This window comes from Methylobacterium sp. Leaf361, from assembly GCF_001424445.1.
GTDB lineage: Bacteria > Pseudomonadota > Alphaproteobacteria > Rhizobiales > Beijerinckiaceae > Methylobacterium.
Genome location: NZ_LMPY01000012.1, coordinates 460,599 through 485,843 on the forward strand (window position 1 = coordinate 460,599; position 25,245 = coordinate 485,843).

The following is a 25,245-nucleotide window of genomic DNA, read 5'->3' on the forward strand; positions in this document are numbered from 1 at the left end:
CGGTCCCGCCCCTCGCGTGCCTGGCGCGTTCCGCCGGCATGGCTCCGGGCGTGGCCCTTGCTCTAAGGCGGCTGCGCCCCGGCATCCGGCCGGATCGAGAACCGCGTAGGGCCCCTTGACTGATCGACGTCCCGCCGTGCCGGAGCGCCGGGCCCCCCTGCCGCTCCTCGTCGCCGTGACCATGACCGGAACGGTGGCGCTGCACATCTTCGTGCCGGCGCTGGCGGCGGCGGCCGTCGACCTCGGCACCAACGCCGCCGGCGCGCAGCTGACGATCACCGTCTACCTGATCGGGCTCGCGGGCGGTCAGCTCCTCTACGGGCCGCTCTCGGACCGGTACGGGCGGCGCCCGATCCTGATCGGGGGACTTGGCCTCTACCTCGCCGGCCTGCTCCTCGCGATCCCCGCGCCGAATATCGGGGTCCTGCTCGTCGCCCGCGTCCTGCAATCCCTCGGCGCCTGCGGCTCGCTGGTGATCGGCCGGGCGATGGTCCGCGACGTCTCGACCCGCGAGGACGCCGCCCGGAAGCTCGCGATCCTCACCACCGCGATGACGCTCACGCCCGCGCTGGCCCCGGCGATCGGCGGCGTTGTGAACGAGGCCTTCGGCTGGCGCGCGGTGTTCGTGGTGCTGGCCGGCCTCGTCGCCGTGCTGGGTGCGCTCGTGGTCTTCACCCTGCCCGAGACCAACCGCCACAAGGTGGCGTTGCCGGGCTTCGTCGCCGTCCTGTCCGGCTACCTGCGGCTGGTGCGGGTCCCGGTGTTCCGGGCCTACCTGGTGGCGGGGGCCTGCGGCGGCACCAGCCTGTACGCGTTCCTGGCGGTGGCGCCGTTCCTCCTCGTGGACCGGCTCGGGCGCTCCTCGCAGGAGGTGGGCTTCGACTGCCTGATCGTCGTGTTCGGCATGGTCGGCGGCGCCGTCCTGGCGAGCCGGCTCGCCGCCCGGGTGCCGATCCGCAAGGCGGCGCGGAGCGGCAACCTCCTCTGTATCGGGGCGGCGCTGTCGCTGCTGGTCGTGGACCGCACCGGCATGCTCGGCGTGGTCAGCCTGATCGTGCCGCTCTTCGCCTACGCGGTGGGCGTCGGTCTGCTCAGCCCCAACGCGGTGGCGGGTCTGATGAACGTCGACCCGCACGCCGCCGGGTCGGCCTCCAGCCTCTACGGCTTCACCCAGATGACGTTCGGGGCGCTGTTCACGGCCGCCGCCTCGGCGTGGCCGGCGACCTCGGCGACGCCGGTGGCGCTGGCGCTGCTCGCGGCCGGGCTGATCGCCGCGCTGGCGCTCCGGCGGGCCTGAGCGGGGTTTCGAACGGTCGAGCGCCGGCCCTGGCGGCGCTCGCTGCTCGGCGGACCCGTCGGCCCCCTCCGTCGTCGCGAGCGCAGCGAAGCGACCCAGGGTCAGCGCGCCCTCCGTAAGTGTGGCGCTACTGGATTGCTTCGCTCCGCTCGCAATGACGGCGGCTGCGTGTGGGTTGAGCTGAGCCATTCACGCGCATGCAGAAGACCAGCCCGGTGCGGATCGAAATCACCGTCAGAGAGCTGAGGCACGCCCGTCGGGCCCCGTTTCAGGTCCTGACCGCCTCGATCGGGCCCGACACGCCCGCACGGAACTCCTCGGCCAGTTCCAGCCACAGCAGGCGCGCCGGGTCGACCGGTCCCGGCAGGGTCAGGCGCCCGGGCGGAACCGGCGTGAACCCGAAGCGGGCGTAGTAGGGCGCGTCGCCGACGAGGATCACCAGACCCTCGCCCGCCCGCCGCGCCCCCTCGATCGCCGCGCGGGTCAGGGTGCCCCCGATGCCGCGACCCTCGAAGCTCGGATCGACCGCCAGGGGGCCGAGCATCACGAAGGGCGTCGCCCCGGTCCGCACCGGCCCCATCCGGACCGAGCCGACGAGGAGGCTGCCGACCGAGGCGGTGATGCCGAGGTCGATCCGCTCGGCCGCGCCCTCGCGGAGGCGGTAGGCGGTGCGGGCGAAGCGGCCGGGCCCGAAGGCCCGGGCGTGGAGGCGCTCGATGGCGGGGGCATCCTCCGGCCGCTCCGGCCGGATGACGAGGGACAGATCGGTCACGGGGTACTCGCGGGTCGGACGGGCGCCGCGTAGCAGCGCCGGGCCGGACCCGCAAACCGTCGCGCTACTCGGCGGCGGCCAGGGCGGGCCGCGCGCCGTCCTGCGTGAGCCTCAGGAAGCCCAGGGCCGCGAGCCAGATCACCGCGCCGCAGGCGGAGGCGGCGCCGAGGACCAGCGCGAAGCCGCCGCGGTCGTGTAGGAGGGCGATCGCCGGCACCACGAAGCCGCTCGCCGTGAAGCCGACGAAGTAGCGCACGCTGTAGGCGCGGGCCCGGTAGGCGGGCGGCACGTAGCGGGCGATCATCGCGTCGTTGATCACCACCTGCCCGTAGATCGCCGTCATGGCGAGGACGAGCCCGGCGAGCAGCGGCAGGCCGGTCGAGACGGCCGCGATCCCGAGCCCGAGCGGCTGCAGCACCGACAGGGCCACGAACAGGGACGGCAGGCTGTAGCGGTCGATCAGCCGGCCCATGGAGAGCTGCATCAGCGCGCCGAACAGGAAGACGCCGGTGGCGATCGAGCCGGTCAGCGCCAGGGGCAGCGCCTGCCCGACGCCCTCGTCGATCACCTTGGGCAGGCTGATCGTCGTCAGGTTGAAGGTCAGGCCGCCCGCGAAGATCGACAGGGCGAACATCGCCATGAGCGCCCACGGCCGGGTCACCGGGATCACGGCCGCGCCGCCGGCCTTCCGACCCGCGGCGTCGCCGTCGCCCGGGACCAGGGCCACGAAGGCGGCCCCGCAGGCGAGGCAGACGAGGCCGGGAACGATGAAGGCCGCGCGCCAGCTGACCGCGGCGGCGAGCAGCGCGGTCAGGCCGGAGGCCGAGGCCGCGCCGAGATTGCCCCAGACGCCGTTGATGCCGAGATCGTGCCCGAGCCGGCGCGCATGGGTCACCAGCATGGCCGAGCCGACCGGGTGGTAGATCGCCGAGGCGAGCCCGAGGACGCAGAGCCAGAGGGCGAAGCCCAGCGGCGTCGAGGCGCTCGCCACGCCCAGGCAGGACAGGCCGTAGCCGAAGAAGAACACCGCCAGCATGTTGCGCCGCCCGAACCGGTCGGCGAGCGAGCCCATCGGCAGCGAGCACAGGCCGAAGGCCACGAAGGCGCCGGTGGCGAGCCCGATCAGCTCGCCGTAGCCGAGCCCGGTCTGGGCCGCGATGGCGATGACCGCGGTCGGGTAGATCAGCAGCACGAAGTGGTCGAGGGCGTGCGCGACGTTGACGAAGCGCAGGGTGCGGCGGGACAGCGTGTCCGAATCCATCGCGGCGTATCCTCCGGGACGAACCCCTGATAGCCTGACCCGATGGCGGTGTTGGGCCGGATATGTATGCGAACGGGCCAATCTCGACGGAGGCGCGCGGCGCCGCGGGGCGGTCGACCGAGGCGGCCGACTATCAGGACGTGCCCCGCCCGGTCGCGGTGATGCCCAAGACCTACGCGGCCGGGATGCACCTCGCCCGGCACTTCCATCCCCGCGCGCAGCTGCTCTACGCCACGGCCGGGCTGATGATGGCGTTCGCGGAGGACGGCACCTGGGTGGTTCCCGAGGGGCACGCCCTCTGGATCCCGCCGCTTCTGCCGCACGCGGTCGCGACCCACGGCGCGGTCGCGATGTGCTCGGCCTATCTCGATCCCGCCGCGGTCCGGTCCTTCCCGGCGAGCTGCCGGGTGATCGCGGTGTCGCGGCTCCTCGCCGCCGCGCTCACCGCGCTGGCGGAGGAGCCGGTGCTCTACGCAGAGGCGGGCCGCGGCGGCCACCTCGCCGCCCTCGTGCTCGACGAGATCGGCCGGGCCCCCGCGACGCCGCTCGCGCTGCCGCTCCCCCGCGACCCGCGCCTGCGCCGCGTCTGCCTCGCGCTGATCGAGGATCCGGCCTCGGAGGCCGATCTCGACGCCTGGGCCGACCGTGCCGGCGCGAGTCGGCGCACGCTCACGCGCGGGTTCCGCGCGGAGACCGGCCTCAGCTTCGGCGACTGGCGGGCGAGAGCCCGCGTGATCCGGGCGCTGGCGCTGGCGGCCGAGGGGCGGCCGCCGCAGGCGGTCGCGGCGGCCGTGGGCTACCGGAGCGCGCAGGCGCTGCGCACGACCGTGGCGCGGGTGCTCGGCGCCACGCGTTCGCTCCGCGGCGGAACGCCCTGAGCGCCGCCTAGGCTGCCTGCCGGGGCTCCTCGAAGAGCTCGTCGGCCGGGCCGAAGAACTCGAACTTCACCCGCTCGGCCGGGACGCCGCGGCGCAGCAGGCCGGTGGCGAGATCCCGCAGGAACGGCTTGGGACCGCACAGGTAGTAGGTCGCGCGGTCGTGCGGCGTGTGCTCCGCGAGCCAGTCCGCCGTGATCAGGCCCTGGACGTCGTAGTGCTCACCCGGCCGGTCCGCGGCTTCGGGCTCCGCGTAGAACGTCACGAGCGTCGCGGCGCGGGCCCGCGCCGCGAGCGCCCGGGCGTGGTCGCGCAGGGCGTGGACGCGGCCGAACAGGGCGCCGTGGACGTACCAGGTCGGCCGGTCCGGGCTGTCCGCCGCGATGGTCTCGAGCATGCTGATCATCGGGGTCAGCCCGACGCCGCCGCTGACCAGCACCACGGGCGCGTCGCTCTCGGCGTCGAGGCTGAAGTCGCCCGCCGGTGCGGCGACCTTCAGCACGGTGCCGGGCCGCGCGTGGTCGTGCAGCCAGTTCGAGGCGATCCCGGCCGGACGGCCCGGCGCCGCCTCGCGCTTGACGGTGATGCGGTAGGCCCGGTCGCTCGGCGCGCAGGACACCGAGTAGTTCCGCTTCAGCACGCCGCGGCCCGGCAGGTCCAGGAGGAAGCCGAGATACTGGCCCGGCCGATGCCGCAGCACCGGGCCACCGTCGGCCGGCACCAGGACGAAGGAGTGGATCGTCTCGCTCTCCTGGGTCACGCTGTCGACCACGAAGTCGCGCCAGCCGTTCCAGCCGCCCGGCTTGGAGGCGTGGTCGCGGTAGATCGCGGCCTCCCGGCCGATCAGCAGTTCCGCCAGGAACCAGTAGGCCTCCCCCCAGGCCGTGGCGATCTCCGGCGTGGCGGCCTCGCCGAGGACATCCCCGATCGCGCCGAGGAGGGCGTCGGCCACGTGCGGGTAGTGCTCCGGCAGGATGTTCAGGGCGACGTGCTTCTGCGCGATGCGCTCGACCGCGCCCGCCAGGACGCCGAGATTGTCGATGTTGCGGGCGTAGGCGAGCACGGCCTGGGCCAGGGCCTTCGGCTGAGAGCCGGTCTCGCCGTGATGGGACTGGTTGAAGAGGTCGCGGATCTCGGCGTTCTCGAAGAGGCGCTCGTACATGCGCTTCGTGATGGTGAGGCCGTGGGCCTCCAGGGCCGGCACGGTGGCCTTGATGAGAGCGACGGTGGCGGGGGAGAGGGGCGCGGGCATGGCACAGCTCAAAAGGTGGATATCACATACTTCTTTTAGCGCCCCCTCGAAAAGATGCAAGCGAAATACATCTTATAGGGACGATGCCTGTTCGCCTGCCTGCGGTGGTGCCGGTCCGCGGCTGCGCGTACGGACTCGGACCGCGGCGGACATCGCATCGCGCCACGGCAGGGATCGTCTTCTGGAGTTGAGATGCGCCTGACCCGCTACACGGATTACGCGTTGCGCACGCTGATCTACGTCGGGCTCCACGAGCCCGAGCAGAGTTCGATCGCCGGGATCGCGCGCGCCTACGGCATCTCGGAAAATCACCTGACCAAGGTGGTCCACCAGCTGGGTCGGCTCGGCCTGATCCGGACGATCCGCGGCCGGGGCGGCGGCCTTCGGTTGGCGAAGCCGCCGGAGGAGATCGTCGTCGGTGCAGTGGTGCGCCAGACCGAGGACGACCTGGCGCTGGTCGAGTGTTTCGGCGGCGGCGCCTGCGCCATCACGGCCCCGTGCCGGCTCCGGCGGGTGCTGGGCGAGGCCCTGGCGGCGTTCCTCGCCGTCCTCGACCGCTACACCCTGGCGGACCTCCTCGGCGCGCCGGACGGCGACGCCATCGCGGCGCTGCTGGGCCTGGCCGGCCCCCCGCGCGACGAGCCGCCGGTGCCGGCCGGCGCCGCGAGCCTCCCGGAGACCTGAGGATCCGCGCGCCGCGCGGTCAGGTCGCCCGCGCCGAGAAATCGATCCGCGGGTCGATCCAGACGTAGATCAGGTCGGACAGCAGGTTCACCGCGAGCCCGAGCAGCGAGAAGATGTAGAGCGTGGCGAACACCACCGGATAGTCGCGCCCGACGATCGCCCGGAACGACAGCTCGCCCAGGCCGTCGAGGGAGAAGATCGTCTCGATGAGCAGCGAGCCGGTGAAGAAGGCCGAGATGAAGGCGCCCGGAAAGCCCGCGATCACGATCAGCATCGCGTTGCGGAATACGTGCCCGTAGAGGACGCGCCGCTCGGAGAGCCCCTTCATCCGCGCGGTCAGCACGTACTGCTTGCGGATCTCGTCGAGGAACGAGTTCTTGGTCAGCAGGGTCGAGGTGGCGAAGGCGCCAATCACCAGGGCGGTCAGCGGCAGCACCATATGCCACGCGTAGTCGGTCACCTTGTGCCAGGGCGAGAAGCTCTCCCAGCCCTCGCTGGTCAGGCCGCGCAGCGGGAACCACTGGTAGAACGAGCCGCCAGCGAACAGGATGATGAGCATCAGCCCGAACATGAAGCCCGGGATCGCGTAGCCGATGATCACCACGAAGGAGGTCGCGCGGTCGAAGCGCGTGCCGTCCGCCACGGCCTTGCGGATGCCGAGCGGGATCGAGATCGCGTAGGACAGCAGCGTCATCCACAGGCCCAGCGAGATCGAGACCGGCAGCCGCTCCTTGATCAGCTGGATGACCGTGACGTCGCGGAAGTAGCTGCGGCCGAAATCGAACCGGGCGTAGTCCCAGAGCATCTTGGCGAAGCGCTCGGGCGCCGGCTTGTCGAAACCGAACTGCTTCTCAAGCTTGGCGATGAATTCCGGGCTCAACCCCTGTGCGCCGCGGTAGCGCGAACTGGCGTCGCCGCCGCCGCCCGACGACCGGCTGGCGCCGCCGAGGTCGCCCGAGCCGCCGGTGACGCGGGACATGGCCCCGTCGCGCTGGCCCTGGAGCTGCGACAGCACCCGCTCCACCGGGCCGCCGGGGGCGAATTGCACGATCGTGAAGGTGATCAGCATGATCCCGAACAGGGTCGGGATCATCAGGCCGATGCGGCGCAGGATGTAGGCGAGCATGGCGTCAGTCCCGCCCGATCCGCTTGGCCTTGTCGGCGTCGAACCACCACGTCCCGGGGGCGCCGAGGTCGTATTTCGGCGGGGTCGCCGACCGGCCGTACACGTCCCAGAGGGCGAGGCGGTGGGTCGAGGCGTACCACATCGGCACCCAGTAGCGCCCGGCCCGCAGGACCCGGTCCAGGGCCCGGCAGGCGGTGGTCAGGTCCGCCCGCGACGTCGCGTCGGCGACGGCGGTGAGCAGCGCGTCGATCGCCGGGCTCGCGATCCCCGAGAGGTTGTTGGAGCCCGCGGTCCCGGCGGACCGGGAGCCGTAGGTCTCGCGCAGCTCCGCGCCGGGGGTGAGGCCGCTGCTGTAGCGGCGCGGCGTGACGTCGAAGTCGAAATCCTTCAGCCGCGCCTGGTACTGAGACGGGTCGACCGTGCGCAGGCTCGCCTTGATGCCGAGCAGCCCCAGGTTGCGGATGAAGGGCTGCGTGACCGCCTGGAAGACCGGATCCTCGTCGAGGAACTCGAGGGTCAGGGGCTGGCCGCCGGGCAGCAGCAGGTTGCCACCCTGGCGGGTGCAGCCGGCCTCCCGCAGGAGCGCGTCGGCGCGCTTCAGCAGCGCCCGGTCCTGGCCGGACCCGTCGGAGACCGGCGGCGCCCAGGCCTCGCCGAACACCTCGGGCGGCAGGTCCTTGAACGGCTCCAGCAGGGCGAGCTCCTCGGCCGAGGGCTTGCCGGTCGCCTTGAGGTCGGAATTCTCGAAGAACGAGGCCGTGCGCGCGTAGGCGCCGTACATCAGGTTGCGGTTCGACCATTCGAAATCGAAGCACAGGCCGATCGCCTCGCGCACCCGCGGGTCGCGGAACGCCGCGCGGCGGGTGTTGATCCACCAGCCCTGCGTGCCGCTCGGCCGCGCGTCCGGCACCGTCTCGCGGACAACGCGGCCCTCGGTCATCGCCGGGAAGTCGTAGCCGGTCGCCCAGACCCGGGCGGTGAACTCCTCGCGGAACGTGAAGGCACCGCTCTTGAACGCCTCGAAGGCCACGGTGCGGTCGCGGAAATACTCGTAGCGGATCGCGTCGAAGTTGTTCTGGCCGACATTCACCGGCAGCTCGGCGGCCCAGTAATCCGGGACGCGCTCCAGGCCGATGGACCGGCCCGGATCGACGGTGCCGACCCGGTAGGGACCGGAGCCGAGGGGCGCCTCCAGGGTCGAGGCCTCGAAGTCCCGGCCGGCGTAGTAGGCGGCGGAGAAGAGCGGCAGCTGCGCGACGAACAGCGGCAGGTCCCGGGCGCGGCCCGGCTCGAAGGTCACCACGAGCCGCCCGTCGTCCTCGGCCCGGGCGTCGGTCATGGGCCGGATCACCTCGGCGATCTCGGGGTGGCCCTTGTCGCGCAGGAGCTTGAGGCTGAAGGCCGCGTCCCGCGCGGTCAGCGGCGAGCCGTCGTGGAACCGCGCCTGCGGGCGCAGCGCGAAGGTGTAGGTCAGGCCGTCCGGGCTGACCGTGACGGCGCGCGCCACCAGCCCGTAGAGGGCGTCCGGCTCGTCGAGGGCGCGGACCATCAGGCTGTCGAAGGTCAGGGGCATGCCGGCGGCCCCGTCGCCGCGCAGCACGTAGACGTTGAGCGTGTTGAAGGTGTTGAGCGACTGGTTGCCGGTCGTCGCGGCGAGCTGCGCCGAGAAGCGCCCGCCGCGGGGCGCCATCGGGTTCACGTAGTCGAAATGCGCGAAGTCCGGGCCGTATTTGAGCTCGCCGAAGCTGGACAGGCCGTGGCGCTCCTGCGCGTCGGCCGCCCGGGCGGGGCGCCACGGCGGCATCGCCGCGAGCGCGCCGGCCCCGAGGACCAGCCCGCGCCGGGTCGGCATCCCGGGACCGCCCGTCAACGGGGCGCCCCGGTCTTGGCGGCGAGCTTCTCGTCGTACCACCACGTCGTCGGGAAGCCGGAGCTGGCGTAGAGCGGCAGGATCGCCGGGTGGCCGAACCGGTTCCAGCGCAGCGTCCGCTGCTGGTCGGAGGACCATTGCGGGACGACGTAGTCGTGGGCGAGGAGCACCCGGTCCAGGGCCCGGGTCGCCGCGATCACGGTGTGCCGGTCCTTGGCGAAGATCACCGTCTCGATCAGGGCGTCGATGCCGGGATCCTTGATCCCGATCAGGTTGCGCGAGCCGGGCTTGTCGGCCGCGGCCGAGCCCCAGTACTCACGCTGCTCGTTGCCCGGCGAGAGCGACTCGCCCCACGACGCCGTGGTGACGTCGAAGTCGAAGTTGCGGATGCGGTTCTGGTACTGCGCCTGGTCGATCACCCGCAGGGTGGCGTCGATGCCGATCAGCTTCAGCTGCGCCGCGAACGGCAGGATGACCCGCTCGAAGGTGTTCTGGAACTCCAGGAACTCGACGGTCAGCGGCTCGCCGGTCGCCTTGCTGACCATCTTGCCGCCGCGCAGCTCGTAGCCGGCCTCGCGCAGCAGGCCGACGGCCTCGCGGAGGTTCCTGCGCACCGCCTCGGGGCCGTCGTTGACCGGGTTGGCGTAGGGTGTGGTGAAGACCGAGGCCGGGACCTTGTCCTTGACGCTCTCGAGGATCGCCTTCTCCTCGCCCTCCGGCAGGCCCGAGGAGGCCAGCTCCGAGCCGAAGAAGTAGGAGTTGATGCGCTTGTACAGGCCGTAGAACAGCGCCTTGTTCATCTCCTCGTAGTTCATCGCCAAATTGAAGGCCCGGCGGACGCGCGGATCCTTGAACTTGTCCCGGCGCGTGTTGAACGCGAAGGCCTGCATGATGCCCATGCCGCGCTCGGGGAACGCCTCCTTGATCAGCCGGCCCTCCTTCACGGCCGGGAAATCCTCGTAGGCGGTCGCCCAGTTCCGGGCGATGTTCTCGATCCGGAAATCGTAGAGATCGCCCTTCAGCGCCTCGACCAGCACGGTGCCGTCGCGGAAATACTCGTAGCGCTCGGTGTCGAAGTTGTAGCGCCCGGCATTCACCGGCAGGTCCTTGCCCCAGTAATCGGGCACGCGGGTGTAGGTGGTGGTGCGGCCCGGCTCGAACTTCGCGAGGCGGTAGGGGCCCGAGCCCAGCGGCGGCTCCAGGGTCGTCTCGGTGACGCTGCGCGGCTTGCCGTTGGAATCCTTGGCGGTCCACCAGTGCTTGGGCAGGACGCGGAGCTGCCCGATCACCTGCGGCAGCTCGCGGTTGCCGGTCTCGGTGAAGGTGAAGGTCACCTCGCGCGGCCCGGTCACCTCGGCCTTGGCCACGGTCTGGTAGTAGGCGGCGTAGAACGGGCTGTTGGCCTTCAGCACGTCGAAGGACCAGACCACGTCCTCGGGCGTGATCGGCTTGCCGTCGTGCCAGCGGGCGTTCTCGCGCAGCCGGTACGAGACCGAGCCGAGATCGGGGGCGATCCGCACCGCCTCGGCGAGCAGGCCGTAGGAGGTGAACGGCTCGTCCGACGACTCGGTCATCAGCGGATCGTAGATCTGCTGGATGCCGTTCTCGAGGTCGCCCTTCAGGCCGGCGACGACGATGTTGAAATTGTCGAACCCGCCCTGGGCCCCGAACCGGACCATGCCGCCCTTGGGCGCGGCGGGGTCGGCGTAGTCGAAATGCTTGAAGTCCGGGCCGTATTTCGGCTGGCCCATCAGCGTGATCGCGTGGGTCCACTGGCCGTTGGCGGCCGGCAGGGTGGCCGGCACGGTAGGCGGCGTCGACGGCATCGCGGCCGGTTCCTGCGCACGGGCCGGGGCGAGCTGGAGGCAGGCGACGAGGAGTGTCGCGGCGAGGAGGCGTCCAGTCACGGTCTGCGCTGTCACGGGCAGGCTGTCTCCGTTGGTTCGAGCCCGCGCCGGACGCGGACTCTCTCGACATGTCAGGGGGTCATAGGACGCGGACCGCCGCCCGTCGACCATGCGGGAGCGCACAGGGCCGCACGGGGCCGAAGGCGCGCCCAGCCGCAAGTCTGCGTCACGCCGCCCGCCCCCGCCGGCCCTCGACCAGCCACATGGCGAGAAGGGCGGCCGCCAGCGCGGCCAGCGCCGCGAGGCCGAGTGCCAGCGGGTAGACCTCGACGCCGCGGATGTTGGCGCTGTCGCTCGGCCGGAAGCCGATCCAGTCGCTGCCGGCGAGGCGGCCGCCGCGCACAAGCGCGAGGCGCGGCACCTGGATGCCGCCGGACTCGGCGACCCGGCGGACCGAGCCACCCGACCCGTCGGCCGCGGCTTTCAGGCGCTCGGTGTCGCTGAACACGTCGGCGAGCTCGCGCGGGTTGGCCGGCCCGACGCTGACGAAGGCCACGAGGTTGCCCGACCGCAGGGTGTGCAGGCCCAGGGTCTCCGCGTCGAAGGTCGCGGTGAACAGGCCGGGCTCCTGGGGCTTGAGCGTCAGCGTCGTCACCTTGCCGGTGGGGCCCGTCACTGTGACCGGCTCGGCCTGATCCGCCATCGTCTGGCGCTCGACCCGCACCTCGCGGCCGCGCCCGGTGGTCTGGGCGCGCAGCGCCTCCTCCTCCAGGGCCGGCTCCTTCATCAGCCAGTGGCCGAGGCGGCGCAGCAGGTCGAGATAGGGGCCGCCCTCCTGGTAGCCCCGCGCCCACAGCCAGGCGTGGTCGGACAGGAGCAGGGCGACGCGGCCCTTGTCCTCGCGCGACAGCGCGAGCAGCGGCAGGCCCTCGGCCCCCGACAGGATCGGCTGGATCCCCGGCCGGGTGCGGGCCTCGACGATGCGCAGCCAGTCGCCCCAGGCGGGCGGGTTCGCGTCCGAGCCCGGCAGGGCGCGGGTCACCGGGTGGCGCTGGCCGACCTGCGTCGGCGTCGCCTTGTAGGGCTTCTCGACAACCCGGCCGTCGGGGTCGCCGGGCAGGATGCCGGCGAGCCGGGTGCGGGCGAGGCTGGCCGGTCCGGCGAATTCGGGGCCGGCGGCGATCAGCAGGGCGCCGCCCTCGCGGACGTAGCGGACGATGTTGTCGAAATAGGCCTGCGGCAGCACGCTCTGATTGGCGTAGCGGTCGAAGATGATCAGGTCGAAGTCCTTGATCTTCTGGACGAACAGCTCGCGCGTCGGGAAGGCGATCAGGGAGAGTTCCGAGATCGGCGTGCCGTCCTGCTTCTCCGGCGGCCGCAGGATGGTGAAGTGGACCAAGTCGACGTTGGCGTCCGACTTCAGGAGATTGCGCCACGTGCGCTCGCCCTGGTGCGGCTCGCCGGAGACGAGCAGCACCCGGAGCTTCTCGCGGATCCCCTCGATCGGCAGGACCGCCCGGTTGTTGACCGTGGTGAGCTCGCCCGGCAGCGGCTCGACCTCGATCTCCACCACGTTCGGGCCGCCGTGCTCGATGCGCAGGTTCAGGGAGAACGGCTTGTCGGTGGCGACGTCCCGCCTGCCGATCTCCTCGCCGTCGCGGCGCACGGTGACGACCGCGTGGCCGGTCCCGCCGCGCTCCATGACCTCGGCGCGGATCGTCAGGTCCTTGCCGACGATGCCGAAGCGGGGCGCCTCCAAGAGCTTGATCTGCCGGTCGCGCTCGTCCGGGTGACCGGTGACGAGAACGTGGAGCGGCGCCTTGATGCCGAGCTGGGCCAGGGAGGACGGGATGTCGTGCACCACGCCGTCGGTGAGCATCACGATCCCGGCGAGGCGCTCCGGCGGGACGTCGGCAAGCGCCTGGCTCAGGGCCGTGAACAGCTTCGTGCCGTCGTCGCCGTCCTTGGAATCGGGCACGTCGATGAAGCGGGGCTCGATATCGGTGAGCGCACCGAACCGGCGCTGCAACTCGGCGCGGACCGCGTCGGTCATCTGCGGCCGGTCGCCGAGCTGCTGGGACCCGGACCGGTCAACCACGATGGCGGCGACGTCCTTCACGGGCTCGCGGTCTTCGCGCACCAGCGCCGGATTGGTGAGCGCCGCCAGCACCAGGGCGAGGACGAGGACGCGCAGCAGCGCGGTGCGGCCCCGGGCCAGGACGGCGAACACCGCCAGGACGGCGACGATCGCGCCGAGGACGGCGATGGCCGGCCAGGGCAGGAGGGGCGTGAAGCTGAGGCTCAGCATGGGGCGGAGCGCTCCGAATCCGTGAGGCTGCGCCGCGCTTCGTTCCGGGCACCGCCACGCTCACGCGGCGGCGCGGGCAGGCGCGACGGGCTCCTTCTCCCGCGCGGGAGAGGGCTGGGGTGAGGGTCAGGAAGGTACAGGCTCGAGCACGTTGTCGATGTGCCGGCAGGGAGCGCCGCGTCCGGGGAGATCTGGCCCCTCACCCTGTCCCTCTCCCGCACGGGAGAGGGGACCCGCGCCCCGTCCTGCCGACGCAGCGCCGCGCGCGCGCTTCGAATCTGCAGGCATGCAGAGGAGGGAGGGGAGGCGGCCGCGCGCCGTGTGTCCGAACCGATCACTGCCCCAGCCGCTCCAGCAGCGCGGGCACGTGGACCTGGTCCGCCTTGTAGTTCCCGGTGAGCGTGTACATCACGATGTTCACGCCGCCTCGGAACGCCATCTCGCGCTGGCGCTGGTCGCCGCCCACGACCGGGTAGAGCGGCTCGCCCCGGCGTCCCACCGCCCAGGCGGCGGCGAGGTCGTTGCCGGTGATGATGATCGGGCTCACACCGTCGCCGGCGCGGGCCGGGCGGCGCTCGGCGCCTTCCGCGGCCGGCGGCAAAGCCTCCACCCAGGTCTGGCCCGTGGCGTAGCGGCCGGGGAAGCTGTCCACGAGGTAGAAGGCCTTGGTCAGCACGTGGTCGGCGGGCACCGGCTCCAGTTCCGGCACCTCGAGCGTCGCCAGCATCTTCCGGAGATAGGCTCCTTCCGGGGTGGGCGGCCCGCCCGGCCGCGCGGTGAGCGCGTCGCGGGTGTCGAACAGGACCGTGCCACCGTTGCGCATGAACGCGTCGATCTTGCGGATCGCGACGTCCGAGGGCTGCGGCCGGTTCGGGGCGATCGGCCAGTAGATCAGCGGGTAGAAGGCCAGCTCGTCCTTCGCCGGATCGATCCCGGCGGGCTCGCCGGGCTCCAGGGCGGTGCGCGCGGCCAGCATCTGGGTCAGGCCGGTGAGGCCGGTGCGGCTCGCCTCGTCGACGGCGGCGTCGCCCGTGATCACGTAGGCGAGGCGCGTGACCAGCGCCGACTCGATGCCGTTCGGTCGGTTGGCCGGCGGCTCCTCCGCGCGGACCGGGCGCGCCGGCAGGGCGGCGAGCAGGACGAGGCCGGCGAGGGCCAGCACGGCCGGCCGGCCGCGCAGGCGGGCCGCCAGACCGCCGCGGCGCAGGAAGCCGCCGAGCCACAGCCCCGCCAGGGTGTCGAGCGCCAGCAGCAGCAGCGCCAGGGTGAACAGGCTCGGCCGCAGGTCCAGGGTCTCGGCGCCGGCGAGGGATCCGAACCGGGCGCCCTCGAGCGCGGCGGTGTCGAGGGGCTTCAGCCGGTCATCCGGTTTCAGGGCGTTCACGCTGATGCCTCCGTCCGGCGGGCCGTAGAAGCCCGGCGGATGCTCGAGGTTCGCCCGGTCGGCGTAGTCGGCCGACACCGCGGTGGCCGAGGCCGGCGGCGAGCCCAGCGCGCCGAACCCGTCCAGCGTCACCCGCGGCGCGAGCACCGGGGCCGCGGCCCGCGTCGCGTCCCCCTGGACCGGCGCCGCGGCGCCGGCCAGCGCCACGACGCGCCGGAGCATGTCGATGAACAGGCCGGAGAGCGGCAGGTTCGACCACGTCGTGTCGGCAGTCACGTGGAACAGCACGATCGTGCCCTGGCCGCGCTTCTGCGCGGTGACGATCGGCGTGCCGTCCTGGAGCGACGCCCAGGTCCGGCTCGGCAGGTCGCCGTCCGGCTCGGCCAGGATCTGGCGGCGCACGCCGATATCGGCCGGCGGCGTCAGGCCCGCGAAGGGGCTCTCGGGCGGGAACGGGGCCAGGGTCTTGGGGCTGTCCCAGGAGAGCGTGCCGCCGAGGGTCCGGCCGCCCCGCCGCAGCCGCACCGGCACCAGCGGGTCGTTGCCGGCGGCGAGCCGCGGGCCGGCGAAGCGCAGCAGCATCCCGCCGTCCTTCACGAAGCTCTCGATCCGCGCGGTGGTCTTCTCGTCGAGCGCGCCGACATCGGCCAGCACGAGGACCGAGACCTGATTGTCGAGGAGCTGGTTGATCGAGTCCGCCGTGCCCTTGGCGCCTCGGGGCTCCTGCACGTCCGCGAAGGGCTGGAGCGCCCGCGACAGGTAGTAGGTCGGCGCCAGGAGAGGCTGCGCCTGGTCGAGGGTGCCGCCGAATACGAGCCCGACCCGGCGCCGCTTGCCGCGCTCGTCCTGCAGCACCACGGCGCAAGCCGAGCGCTCGCCCGCGATCTCCAGCCGGCTGATGCTGTTGCGCAGCTCCACAGGCATCTCGAAGGTCGCGTCCGCCTCGATGGCGTCGGCCGCGAAGGCGAAGTCGCGCTCGGCGAGCGGCAGGCCCTTCTGGTCGAGCGCCCGGATCACGCCCGCGTCGCGCCCGTTCGGCGCCGCCCGCAGGACGTGGGTCACGAGCTTGCCGGCGTTCTCGGTGGCGGTCAGGGCGAGGGCCGGCGGCCTGTCGGCCCGCAGCACCGTGAGGGCCGCGCCCCTGTCGCCCGCGAGGTCGGCCAGCCCCTTGGCGAAGCGCGTGTCGCCCGCGCCGGCGACGCCGTCGCTGATCCAGACGAGGCCGGCGCCCCGGTTCTTGTCGAGGAAGGTCTCGATCGTCGCGAGATGCGCGTCGCGGGCGGGGAGGATCGGGCGCGGCGCGAGGGCGCGCAGGCGCTCCAGGGCAGCGGCCGGCGTCTTTGCCTCGAAGGCCGCGGGGGCGTCGGCGAGGCCGATCACCGCGACGGGCCGTCCATCCCGGGCGGCGCCCTCCACGGCGTCGGTGGCGACGCGCAGGCGGTCGCGCCAGTCGTGGGCGGCGGGAAAGCCGTTGTCGAGGAGCACGAGGAGCGCGCTGCGCCCACCCCCGGCCCCGACGCCCCCGGCGTTCCAGACCGGGCCCGCGACCGCGAGGATCAGCGCGGCGGCGATCAGGAGCCGCAGGATCAGCAGCCAGGGCGGCGTGCGCGCCGGGGTCTGCCGCTGCGGGATCAGGTCGGCGACGAGCTTGAGCGGCGGGAAGTTGATCCGGCGCGGGCGCGGCGGGGTCACCCGCAGCAGGAACCACAGGGCCGGCAGGCCGATCAGGGCGGCGAGCGCCAGCGGCGCCGCGAAGGTCAGACCCAGCATGGCGGCCTCACTCGGTGCCGCGGGCGGCGATGAGCGTGGCGAGCCGCAGGGCCGCCTCGCTCGCCGGCCGGTCCGTGCGGTGGATCGTCAGAGTCCAGCCCTGGCCGCGGGCGATGGACGCCAGCGCGGCCCGGTGCTCGGCGATCCGGGCCCGGTAGCGCGCGCCCCAGGCGTCGGCGTCGCCGATATCGAGGCTGAGACCGCCCTCGAGATCGTGCAGGACGGCCTGGCCGGTGAACGGGAAGGTCTCCTCGATCGGGTCCGCCACCATGAGGAGATGGCCGCGGCTGCCGCGGCCGGCGAGGCTCTGCACCGAGGCCGCGATCCGGTCGGGCTCGGTCAGGAAGTCGCCGATCAGCACCACCTCGTCGAAGCGGGCGGGGCTGGCCCGGGGCGGCAGGTCCTGGGTGAGGCCGGCCGTGTCGGCCACGAGGGCCTGGGCCAGGCGCTCGACGATCCCGCGGGAGGCGCTCGCGCGGGTCAGGCCGAGGAGCCCGACCCGCTCGCCGCCCTCCACGAAGGCGTCCGCCAGAGCGAGGCCCACGATCAGCGCGCGCTCGATCTTCGGGGCCGAGGCGAGGTCCGAAACGAAGCCCATCGAGGCCGAGCGGTCGATCCACAGCCAGATGTTGTGGGCGGCCTCCCATTCGCGCTCGCGGACGTAGAGCCGGTCGTCCCGGGCCGAGCGGCGCCAGTCGACGCGGGCCGCGGCCTCGCCGGTGACGAAGGGGCGGAACTGCCAGAAGCTCTCGCCCGGCCCGGCGCGGCGGCGGCCGTGGAGGCCGTGGGCCAGCAGGCTCGACACGCGGCGCGCCTCCAGGACGAGGCGGGGCATCTTGTCGGAGAGGGCGGTCGCGCCCTCGCTCTCGCGCCGGCCGGGGGTGCGCCTGCCGGCGTCGAGGGCGTTCGTCGCGACCAAAGTCAGAGCTTCTCCGCGAGCTTGGCGATCAGGCCCTCGATGGTCTCGCCGTCGGCGCGGGCGGTGTAGCTCAGCGCCATCCGGTGCTTGAGCACCGGCTCGGCGAGCGCCTTCACGTCGGCCACCGACGGCGCGACCCGGCCCTCGATCAGCGCCCGGGCGCGGGCGGCGAGCGTCAGCGCCTGGCTGGCGCGGGGGCCGGGCCCCCAGAGGAGCTTGTCCTTCACGATGGCGTCGCCGCTGTCCGGCCGGGCGGCGCGCACGAGGTCGAGGATCGCCTCGACCACGGCCTCGCCCACCGGCAGCCGGCGCACGAGGCGCTGGGCGGTGAGCAGCTGCTCGGTGGACATCACGGCCCGCGGGCGCGCCTCGTCCACGCCGGTGGTCTCGATCAGGATCCGCCGCTCGGCGGCGCGGTCGGGGTAGCCGACGTCGATCTCCAGGAGGAAGCGGTCGAGCTGCGCCTCGGGCAGGGGATAGGTGCCCTCCTGCTCGATCGGGTTCTGGGTGGCGAGCACGTGGAACGGCCGCGGCAGGTCGTGGCGGGCGCCCGCCACCGAGACGTGGCCCTCCTGCATGGCCTGCAGCAGCGCCGACTGCGTGCGCGGGCTCGCGCGGTTGATCTCGTCGGCCATCAGGAGCTGGGTGAAGACCGGCCCCTGCACGAACCGGAAGGCCCGGCGGCGCGCGGCGTCCTCCTCCAGGATCTCGGTGCCGAGGATGTCGGAGGGCATCAGGTCGGGCGTGAACTGCACGCGCCGCGCGTCGAGGCCCAGCACCGTGCCCAGCGTCTCGACCAGCTTGGTCTTGGCGAGGCCCGGCAGGCCGACCAGCAGGCCGTGGCCGCCGGCCAGGATGGTCACGAGTGCGAGATCGACCACTTTCTCCTGGCCGAAGATCACCCCGTGGATCGCCTCCCGCGCCGCGCCGACGTCGGCGAGGCAGCTCTCGGCCGTCGCCACGATGCCGTCGTCCAGGGTGGTGGCCGGGCTGATCCCCTGCGTCATGCCGATATCCATCTCCTGCCCGGGCCCCGCGGGACCCGCCGGCCAATCCCGCAAGTGTGGGGCTTCAGGTGCCGGGCTGGCAAGGTCGGGATCGCCGCACGCCCGTTCGCGGCCGCGTTGGCGACGTCCGTACGCCCTCGCCGAGACCGGAGCCGCCCGCGATGGGTCGGACGCCGATCCCGCCCCGCTCTTGGCGTCGGCGACCCGGACCTTTAGGAAGGCGCCCAAGCCGGGGCGATCCTCACCCGCGACCGCCGGACCGGCCGAACCCTCTGATGTCTCTCGCGGATCGCGGCGTGGGCAGCTTTGCGGGCTTCCCGCGTATCCGGACCTGACCATGCGCCTTCGAGATGTGTTCGTCGTCGGATCGTCGGAGAAGGCCGGCCTCGCCGGCGCGGCGCAGTCCCTCGCCCGCCCGCTGACCCGGCGCCTCAAGGGCCGCCGCCGCACCGAACCCCGCCAGGCAGACCTCGTCCGCGCGGTCAAGGAATCCGGCCTGTTCGACCCGGCTTGGTACGCGAGGCGCTACCCCGACGTGGTCGGCGAGGGGATCGATCCGGCGGTGCACTACGCGGTCCATGGTGGGCGCGAGGGGCGCTGGCCGCACCCGCTCTTCCACGGCGACCTCTACCTCGATTCCGTCCCGGGCCTCCGGGCCGAGGGCACCAACCCGCTGCTCCACTACCTCGACCGCGGTGCCGCGGCGGGCATCCGCCCCAATCCGCTGTTCGACCCGGACTGGTACGCGACGCGCTACCTCGGCGGCGCGGAGCACCGCGCCCGGGCGTTCTCCGACTTCCTGTCGCGGGGCGACACCGACCCGTCGCCTCAGTTCGACACCGCCTGGTACCTGTCGCGCTACCCGGATGCCCGCGCGGCCGGCGGCAACGCGCTGAGCCACTTCTTCGAGACCGGCCGGAAGCAGGGCTACCTGCGCAACCCGGAGGAGTTCGCCGGCCTGTCGCGGCACGTCGACCTGATCCGGCGGTCGGGGCTGTTCGACGCCGCGTTCTACCGCGAGCGCTGCCCCGAGGCCGAGACCAGCGGGCTCGAGCCCCTGGAGCACTACGTGATGGCCGGCGGCTACCGCCGCTACGCGCCCCACCCGCTGTTCGATCCCGACTGGTACGCGGCCCAGTCCGCCGCGGTGCGGGCCGACAGCCTCAACCCGCTGGTCCATTACCTGGAGCACGGCGCCGCCGAGGGCCTCGACCCGGGGCCCTGGTTCGCCACGCGCTGGTACACCGAGACCTACCTTGAAGACGACGCGGCCGGGCAGAACCCGCTGGCGCATTTCCTCGCCGATGGCGGGCGCACGACGAGCCCGTCGCCGCGCTTCGACGCGCCCTGGTACCGCGCCCGCTACCCGAAGGTCGCGGCGCTCGGCCTCAACCCGCTGATCGACTACGTCACGACCGGCCTGGAGGCGGGCCGTCTGACCCGCCGCGTCCCCGGGGCCGCGGTGCCGGAAGCCTCCGACGCGCGCCTCTCCTGCCTGAAGCGCGAGCCCCGGCGGCACGGCCGCACCGCCCTGTTCATCACCCACTGCCCCGAGGGGCGGATCCGCGGCCACGTCGAGCCCTACCTCAAGGCCTTCGCGGAGAACGGGACCGACCTCGTCCTGATCATCGCCGCCGACCAGCACAAGAACGCCGTGCCGCAGGCGATCCTGGATCTCTGCGCCTCGGTCTACCTGCGCGAGAACAGCGGCTTCGACTTCGCCGCCTGGGCGCATGTCCTCCTGGAGGACACCGACCTCCTCGATTCCGAGACGCTCTACCTCGCCAACGACAGCCTCGTCGGCCCCCTCGACCGCGACGACTTCGCCGGCCTGCTCGCGAAGATCGACGCCTTCCCGGAGGCGGTGATCGGCCTCGCCGACAATTTCTACTACAGCCACCACCTCCAGAGCTTCTTCCTGGCCCTGAAGCGGCGCTGCCTGTCCTCCTACGCCTTCAACCACTTCCTCCTGTCGGTGGCGAACTGGCCGGACAAGAACGCGGTCATCACCGAGTACGAGCTGACCTTCTCGCAGCGGATGCGGGCGGCCGGGCTCGGGATGCGCAGCCTGTTCTCGGCCCAGAACAAGCACATGTCGCTGGTCAACGACCCGCGCAACAACCGCACCCTGTTCGACTGGGAGAACATGCTCAGCCAGGGCTTCCCGTTCGTGAAGCGCTCGCTGCTGGGCGAGCACGCCGCCATCGGCGGGGCGGCGGTGCGGGAGGCGATCGCCGAGCGCGGCTTCGACCTCGACCGGCTCGATGTGACCTACACGTATCCGGGGGCCAGGATCTGGGCCGACCTGCGCCGGCCCCGGGCGCCGGAGCGGCCGCAGCGCGTCGCCTACGTCTCGCCGATGAACTACGCCAACGGCCTCGGCGTCGCGGCCCGGAGCTACGCGCGGGCCCTGCATCGGACCCCCTTCGCGCTGAACGTCCACCCGATGGAGCGGCCGTTCCACGTCCACGCCCGGGTGGCGCCCGCGTGGCAGGCCCGGACCTTCTCGGGCCCCGCCGACGTCGCGCTGGTGCATTTCAACGGCGACAGCTGGCACTCGCTGATGAGCGACCGGCAGCGGGCGATCGCCGCAGAGGCGCGGCTGAAGATCGGGCTGTTCGTCTGGGAGACCTCGCACGTGCCCGGGGGCTGGCTGCCGACCGTCGACGGCCTCGACGCGATCTGGGCGCCCACCGAGTTCTGCGCGGCGATCTTCCGGCAGATCACCGACATCCCGGTCGACGTCGTGCCCTACGTGGTCGAGAACGAGGCCGGCGAGCCGGTGAGCGCCGCCGCCAAGGCGAACCTGCGCAAGGCCTTCTTGATCGACCCGTCCAGGCGGGTGATCCTCTACGCCTTCGACGGCTCCAGCTACCTCGCCCGCAAGAATCCGCACGCGCTGATCCGGGCCTTCCGGGCGGCGGGTCTCGGGCAGGCCGGCTGGCAGCTCGTGCTCAAGACCAAGCACGTGTTCGACCTGCCCGAGGAGGGCAAGAAGCTCCTCGACCTCGTGGGCACGTCCGGCGACGTCGTGGTGATCGACCAGCCGCTCTCCCAGAACGAGCTCGGCGCGCTGTTCGATCTCTGCGCGGTCTACGCGTCGTCGCACTCCTCGGAGGGCTTCGGCCTGACGATCGCCGAAGCGATGGAGATGGGCAAGGTCGTGGTCGCCACCGATTACGGCGGCTGCCGCGACTTCCTCGACGCCACCTGCGGCTTCCCCGTGAAGGCCGAGGTCACGGCCCTCGACCAGACCTACGGCCCGTACCTGCGCGGCGCCGAGTGGGGCCAGGTGGACGAGGCGGACCTCACCCGGGCCCTCAACGACGCGGCCCGGGCGGTGACCGGCGGCGACGCGGCCCGGATCGGCGCCGCCGCCCGGGCCCGCATCCGCGAGCGGCTGTCCATCGGCGCGGTGGCGCGGGCCATGGAGGCGAGCCTGACCCGCCTCCTGGCCGCCGAACGGTCCTGAATCCCCGGAGACGCGACCCGTGTTGAAGAAGAAGCCGGTCCCGGCCCCGTCGGCCTCGTGGGGCACGCTCCCGTGGCCGGACGCGATCCTGCCGCTGCCCCTCGACGGGCAGTTCCGCCCCCTCGACGAGCGCCGGCTCGCCCAGGTCGCGGCCGGCCAGTTCCCCGCCTGCCGGGCGATCTTCGTCGCCCCCGCGGCTTCCGAGCTGCGCCCCGACCTCGCGGCGCACCTGACGCGCGCGCTGGCGGCGCGGCCCGATATCGGCGTCTTCTACGGCGACGACGCCGTGGTGGACGGCGCCGGCCAAGTCCGCAGCGTGCACTGCAAGCCGGCCTTCAACCCGGCCCTCCTCATGGCCGACGACTATATCGGCTTCCCGCTGCTGATCCGCGTCTCGGCCCTGGCCGGCCTGAGCCCCGATTTCGGCCTGCGCCACGGCAGCGCCGCGTGGTTCCGCTTCCTGCTCGGCGCGATCTCCGCGGGGATCGGCATCGACCGGATCCCCCAGACCCTGATCGCCTCGCCGCTGGAGCGCCCGAAGGCGACGCGCACTGCGCGCGCCCACGCCCTCGACCGCTGGTTCGAGACCTCCGGCATGCCGCTGCGCACCGCCCCGGGGCTGACCCCGGACACGCTGGAGATCCGCCGGAGCTTCGACGCGCGGCCGGCCGTGACCCTGGTCGTGCCGACCAACCAGAGCCGCCCGAAGGACGATCAGGGCCGCGCCGTGGAGGGCGCCAAGCCCCACGTGATCAACCTGCTCGACAGTCTCGGCCGCAGCACCTACCCGGCCGACCGGATCCGCGTGCTGATCGGCGACGACGTGGCCGACGACGCGATCTACCGCGGCCGCTCCGACCGCTTCACCGTGACCCGCCTGCTGACGACCCGGGCTCCGGGCGAGCGGTTCAACTACGCGGCCAAGATGAACGCGCTCTGGCGCGCGGCCGAGACCGACCTCGTCATCCTGATGAACGACGACCTCGTGGTGCGCCGGCCCGGCTGGATCGAGGCGCTCCTGACCTTCGCGCTGGACCGCGGCGTCGGCGGCGCCGGCGGCCGGCTGCTGTTCCCCACGGGCAAGATCCAGCATGCCGGCATGACCGGCGGCATCTTCGACGTGTTCGCCCACCCCTGGTACAACCGGGACGCGGCGGAGCCGACCTACGGCGACTGGGCCCTGACGCAGCGCGACTGCTCGGCGGTGACCGGGGCGCTCTTCGCCACCCGCAAGGCGGTGCTGGAGGCGGTCAACGGCTTCGACGAGGGCTTCGCCCTCGACTTCAACGACGTCGACCTGTGCCTGAAGATGCGGCAACTCGGCTACCGCATCGTCTACACGCCCTTCGCCGAGATGGCGCACCACGAGAGCGCCTCGCGGCAGACCAGCTTCGCGCCGGGCTCGCAGATCGCCCGCTTCCTGCGCCGCTGGGGCGACGTCATCGCGGAGGATCCGGCCTACAGCCCGCAGCTGCGCATCGACACCGACGTGGTCGCCCCACGGGCCGACGCGACGCGCTGGATCGCGGAGCGCCGAGCGGACGCCGCCTGAGCGGCCGGCGCGCCCGGGTTAAGCTAAACGCGCGAAGTTCGGCGCGGCGGCCTGGAACGGGGCAGTCCGAGCCTCTACCCATCGTGGCGGATGCGCGGACGGAACCGTCCGCGCCGGGGTGGGGAGCCCAACGTGAAGAAGCCGCTCACCGCCGCCGCCCTCCTCGTCGGCCTCGCCCTGGTCGGCCTCGCGGCGGAGATCCGGCTGCACGAGCGGGGCCGTCCCGTCGCCAGCACGGCGGTCCGGTCGGGCGGCGCCGCCTTCGCCCCGGCTCCGATTCCGGCGGGCTGGGTCGTCTCCGGCGACCCCGTCACCGAGGTCGCGGAGGTCTCGCAGACCCATGACGGCAGCGCGCAGGTCTACCTGTGGCGCACCACGGCCAGCACGTTCCGCTGGACCCACCACGCCGACGAGATCATCACCATCCTCGACGGCGAGGTCTTCGTCACCGACGCCGACGGCAGCCGCCACCACCTGACGCCGGGCGACGTGGCGCATTTCCCGGTCGGGTCCGTCCAGCTCTGGGAGGTGCCGAGGACGCTCCTGAAATCGGCGATCCTCAAGCACCGCAGCCCGACCCTGGTCGAGGCGTCCCTGCGCTGGCTGCGCCGGGCGCGGGCGCTCGTCGCCGGCTGAGGCGCGGGCGCCGGCGGCATCCGCCGCGCCGAGCCGACGAGGCGTAATCTAGGTTGAAGCCCGCGATCCGGTGACACGGCTTGCTAAGGCTCGGCGCGGCATCATCGGCGCTCCGACGCCGCGAACCGACCCGATGTCCCCACCCCGCGACCTGCAGCTCGACGCCGCGCGCGGTCTCGCCGTGCTGCTGGTCCTCTCCGGCCACCTGCTGCAGCCCGTCTTCTACGGCCCGTCGGGGCCCGAGCCGGGGCCGGCCCTCGCGGTCTGGCGGGTCATATACGCCTTCCACATGCCGTTCTTCTTCCTGCTCTGCGGGATGGTCGACCGGATCAAGGGCGAGGCGAGTCTCGGCGAAGCCTGCCGCTCCGCGCTGCGGCTCGTGGCGGTGACGCTGGCGTTCGGCACCCTCGCGCTGGTGCCCCAGGCCCTCGCCGGCACCCTGTCGCCCGGGGACGCGCTGGGCGACGCGCTGTGCGGCCGCGACTTCGGTCTGGGCGTGCTCTGGTTCCTGGTCGCCCTGGGGCTTGTGCGGGTGATCGATGCCGCCGCGCGCGCGGCGACCTTCCCGGGCGGCTACTGGATAGTTCTGGGCGGCGCCCTGGCCTTGTCGTGGACCTGCAGCGCGCGGGCGTTCCCGTACTGGCAGGTCCACGCGCTCGTGGGCGCCCTGCCGTTCTACGTCGCGGGCCTGAGGCTCGGGCCACGGGCGTTCGACGTGTCGGCGCTGCTCGGCGCCTGCGGCCTCGCGGTGCTCCTGCTCTGCGCGCCGCGGAACTTCGTCCACGTCGCGACCGGGCAGTACGGCGACCCGGCGCTGTTCGCCGTGACGGCCGCGGCGGGCTCGGCGTTCGCGCTGGCGGTCGCCGGCCGGCTGCGCGGCCCGTCGCGCGCCGCGGCGGCCGTGATGGGGCGGGCGAGCTTCGAACTCTACATCGTCAGCGGCGTCTTCCTCCTCCTGGCGCCGCACTGGCCCGCCTGGGACCGGTGGGACGGCCTGGTGCTGCTCGCCGCAATCGGCCTGCCCCTGCACCTGATCGCGGCTCGCGGGCTGCGCGGGCCGATCCGGGCCGTCCGCGCGGCCGCCGACAGTGTTGTCGACGGCTTGGTCGACGGGCTCGCCGGCCGCCGGCGTCGCGCGCGGCCGGGCTTGCCCGGGGCGGATCCTTAAGACTTGTGCGGGACGATCCGCCGGCATTCCGGCCGCAAGACCTTC

At 72.9% G+C, this 25,245-nt stretch carries 17 protein-coding genes; 7 read left to right on the forward strand and 10 right to left on the reverse strand.

Translation table 11 applies throughout. The features are described from left to right. The first annotated feature begins 115 nt into the window (after positions 1-115). Positions 116-1,297: a multidrug effflux MFS transporter gene (locus ASG32_RS11735; RefSeq protein ID WP_234081219.1), complete on the forward strand. Its 1,182-nt coding sequence runs from the start codon at positions 116-118 to the stop codon at positions 1,295-1,297. 268 nt (positions 1,298-1,565) lie between these two features. Here ASG32_RS11735 and ASG32_RS11740 read toward each other — a convergent pair whose 3' ends face one another. Together ASG32_RS11740 and ASG32_RS11745 are read right to left on the reverse strand one after the other, a co-directional pair. Then, positions 1,566-2,069 (reverse strand): N-acetyltransferase, encoded by a 504-nt coding sequence (locus tag ASG32_RS11740; RefSeq protein WP_056525916.1) that lies wholly within the window; start codon positions 2,067-2,069, stop codon positions 1,566-1,568. 64 nt (positions 2,070-2,133) lie between these two features. Next, positions 2,134-3,330 carry an MFS transporter gene (locus ASG32_RS11745; RefSeq protein ID WP_056525918.1) on the reverse strand — a complete coding sequence of 399 codons (1,197 nt, stop codon included), beginning with the start codon at positions 3,328-3,330 and terminating at the stop codon, positions 2,134-2,136. 62 nt (positions 3,331-3,392) lie between these two features. Here ASG32_RS11745 and ASG32_RS11750 point away from each other — a divergent pair, with 62 nt between their 5' ends. After that, positions 3,393-4,208, forward strand: coding sequence for a helix-turn-helix transcriptional regulator (locus ASG32_RS11750; RefSeq protein ID WP_056525921.1), 816 nt, complete (start codon positions 3,393-3,395; stop codon positions 4,206-4,208). 7 nt (positions 4,209-4,215) lie between these two features. Here the strand turns inward: ASG32_RS11750 and hmpA are convergent, their stop codons facing one another. Beyond that, complete coding sequence (hmpA, locus tag ASG32_RS11755; protein WP_056525924.1) at positions 4,216-5,457, reverse strand: NO-inducible flavohemoprotein; 1,242 nt, start codon at positions 5,455-5,457, stop codon at positions 4,216-4,218. Positions 5,458-5,649: 192 nt separating this feature from the next. Between hmpA and ASG32_RS11760 the strand changes: the two genes are divergently transcribed. Further along, the gene (locus ASG32_RS11760) at positions 5,650-6,141 is read left to right on the forward strand and encodes an Rrf2 family transcriptional regulator (RefSeq protein ID WP_056525927.1); all 492 of its coding nucleotides are present in this window, start codon (positions 5,650-5,652) and stop codon (positions 6,139-6,141) included. Between the two features lie 19 nt (positions 6,142-6,160). Here ASG32_RS11760 and ASG32_RS11765 read toward each other — a convergent pair whose 3' ends face one another. The 7 genes from ASG32_RS11765 to ASG32_RS11795 form a co-directional block, all read right to left on the reverse strand. After that, the gene (locus ASG32_RS11765) at positions 6,161-7,267 is read right to left on the reverse strand and encodes a microcin C ABC transporter permease YejB (protein WP_056525930.1); all 1,107 of its coding nucleotides are present in this window, start codon (positions 7,265-7,267) and stop codon (positions 6,161-6,163) included. Positions 7,268-7,271: 4 nt separating this feature from the next. After that, entirely contained in the window at positions 7,272-9,119 is a 1,848-nt protein-coding gene (locus tag ASG32_RS11770) for an extracellular solute-binding protein (RefSeq protein WP_056525933.1), read from the reverse strand. A gap of 14 nt (positions 9,120-9,133) precedes the next feature. Further along, a complete protein-coding gene (locus ASG32_RS11775; protein ID WP_082557833.1) occupies positions 9,134-11,059 on the reverse strand; it encodes an extracellular solute-binding protein in 1,926 nt (641 codons plus the stop codon). A 151-nt stretch (positions 11,060-11,210) separates the two neighbouring features. Beyond that, positions 11,211-13,292: a hypothetical protein gene (locus tag ASG32_RS11780; protein ID WP_056525936.1), complete on the reverse strand. Its 2,082-nt coding sequence runs from the start codon at positions 13,290-13,292 to the stop codon at positions 11,211-11,213. Positions 13,293-13,626: 334 nt separating this feature from the next. Beyond that, entirely contained in the window at positions 13,627-16,446 is a 2,820-nt protein-coding gene (locus tag ASG32_RS11785) for a DUF4159 domain-containing protein (RefSeq protein WP_056525939.1), read from the reverse strand. Between the two features lie 7 nt (positions 16,447-16,453). Continuing rightward, positions 16,454-17,365, reverse strand: coding sequence for a DUF58 domain-containing protein (locus tag ASG32_RS11790; protein ID WP_056525942.1), 912 nt, complete (start codon positions 17,363-17,365; stop codon positions 16,454-16,456). Between the two features lie 2 nt (positions 17,366-17,367). Further along, positions 17,368-18,372: a MoxR family ATPase gene (locus ASG32_RS11795; protein WP_056526168.1), complete on the reverse strand. Its 1,005-nt coding sequence runs from the start codon at positions 18,370-18,372 to the stop codon at positions 17,368-17,370. Between the two features lie 337 nt (positions 18,373-18,709). On the opposite strand from ASG32_RS11795, the gene ASG32_RS11800 reads away from it, so the two are divergent. The 4 genes from ASG32_RS11800 to ASG32_RS11815 all read left to right on the forward strand — a co-directional run bounded on the left by ASG32_RS11800 (position 18,710) and on the right by ASG32_RS11815 (position 25,200). Beyond that, positions 18,710-21,844 (forward strand): rhamnan synthesis F family protein, encoded by a 3,135-nt coding sequence (locus ASG32_RS11800; protein ID WP_056525944.1) that lies wholly within the window; start codon positions 18,710-18,712, stop codon positions 21,842-21,844. Between the two features lie 19 nt (positions 21,845-21,863). Then, complete coding sequence (locus ASG32_RS11805; RefSeq protein ID WP_056525948.1) at positions 21,864-23,396, forward strand: glycosyltransferase; 1,533 nt, start codon at positions 21,864-21,866, stop codon at positions 23,394-23,396. Positions 23,397-23,528: 132 nt separating this feature from the next. After that, positions 23,529-24,032, forward strand: a complete 504-nt coding sequence (locus tag ASG32_RS11810; RefSeq protein WP_056525951.1) for a cupin domain-containing protein — start codon at positions 23,529-23,531, stop codon at positions 24,030-24,032. Between the two features lie 133 nt (positions 24,033-24,165). After that, on the forward strand, positions 24,166-25,200 hold the full coding sequence (locus tag ASG32_RS11815; protein ID WP_056525954.1) for an acyltransferase: 1,035 nt from the start codon (positions 24,166-24,168) through the stop codon (positions 25,198-25,200). The last annotated feature ends 45 nt before the right edge of the window (positions 25,201-25,245 follow it).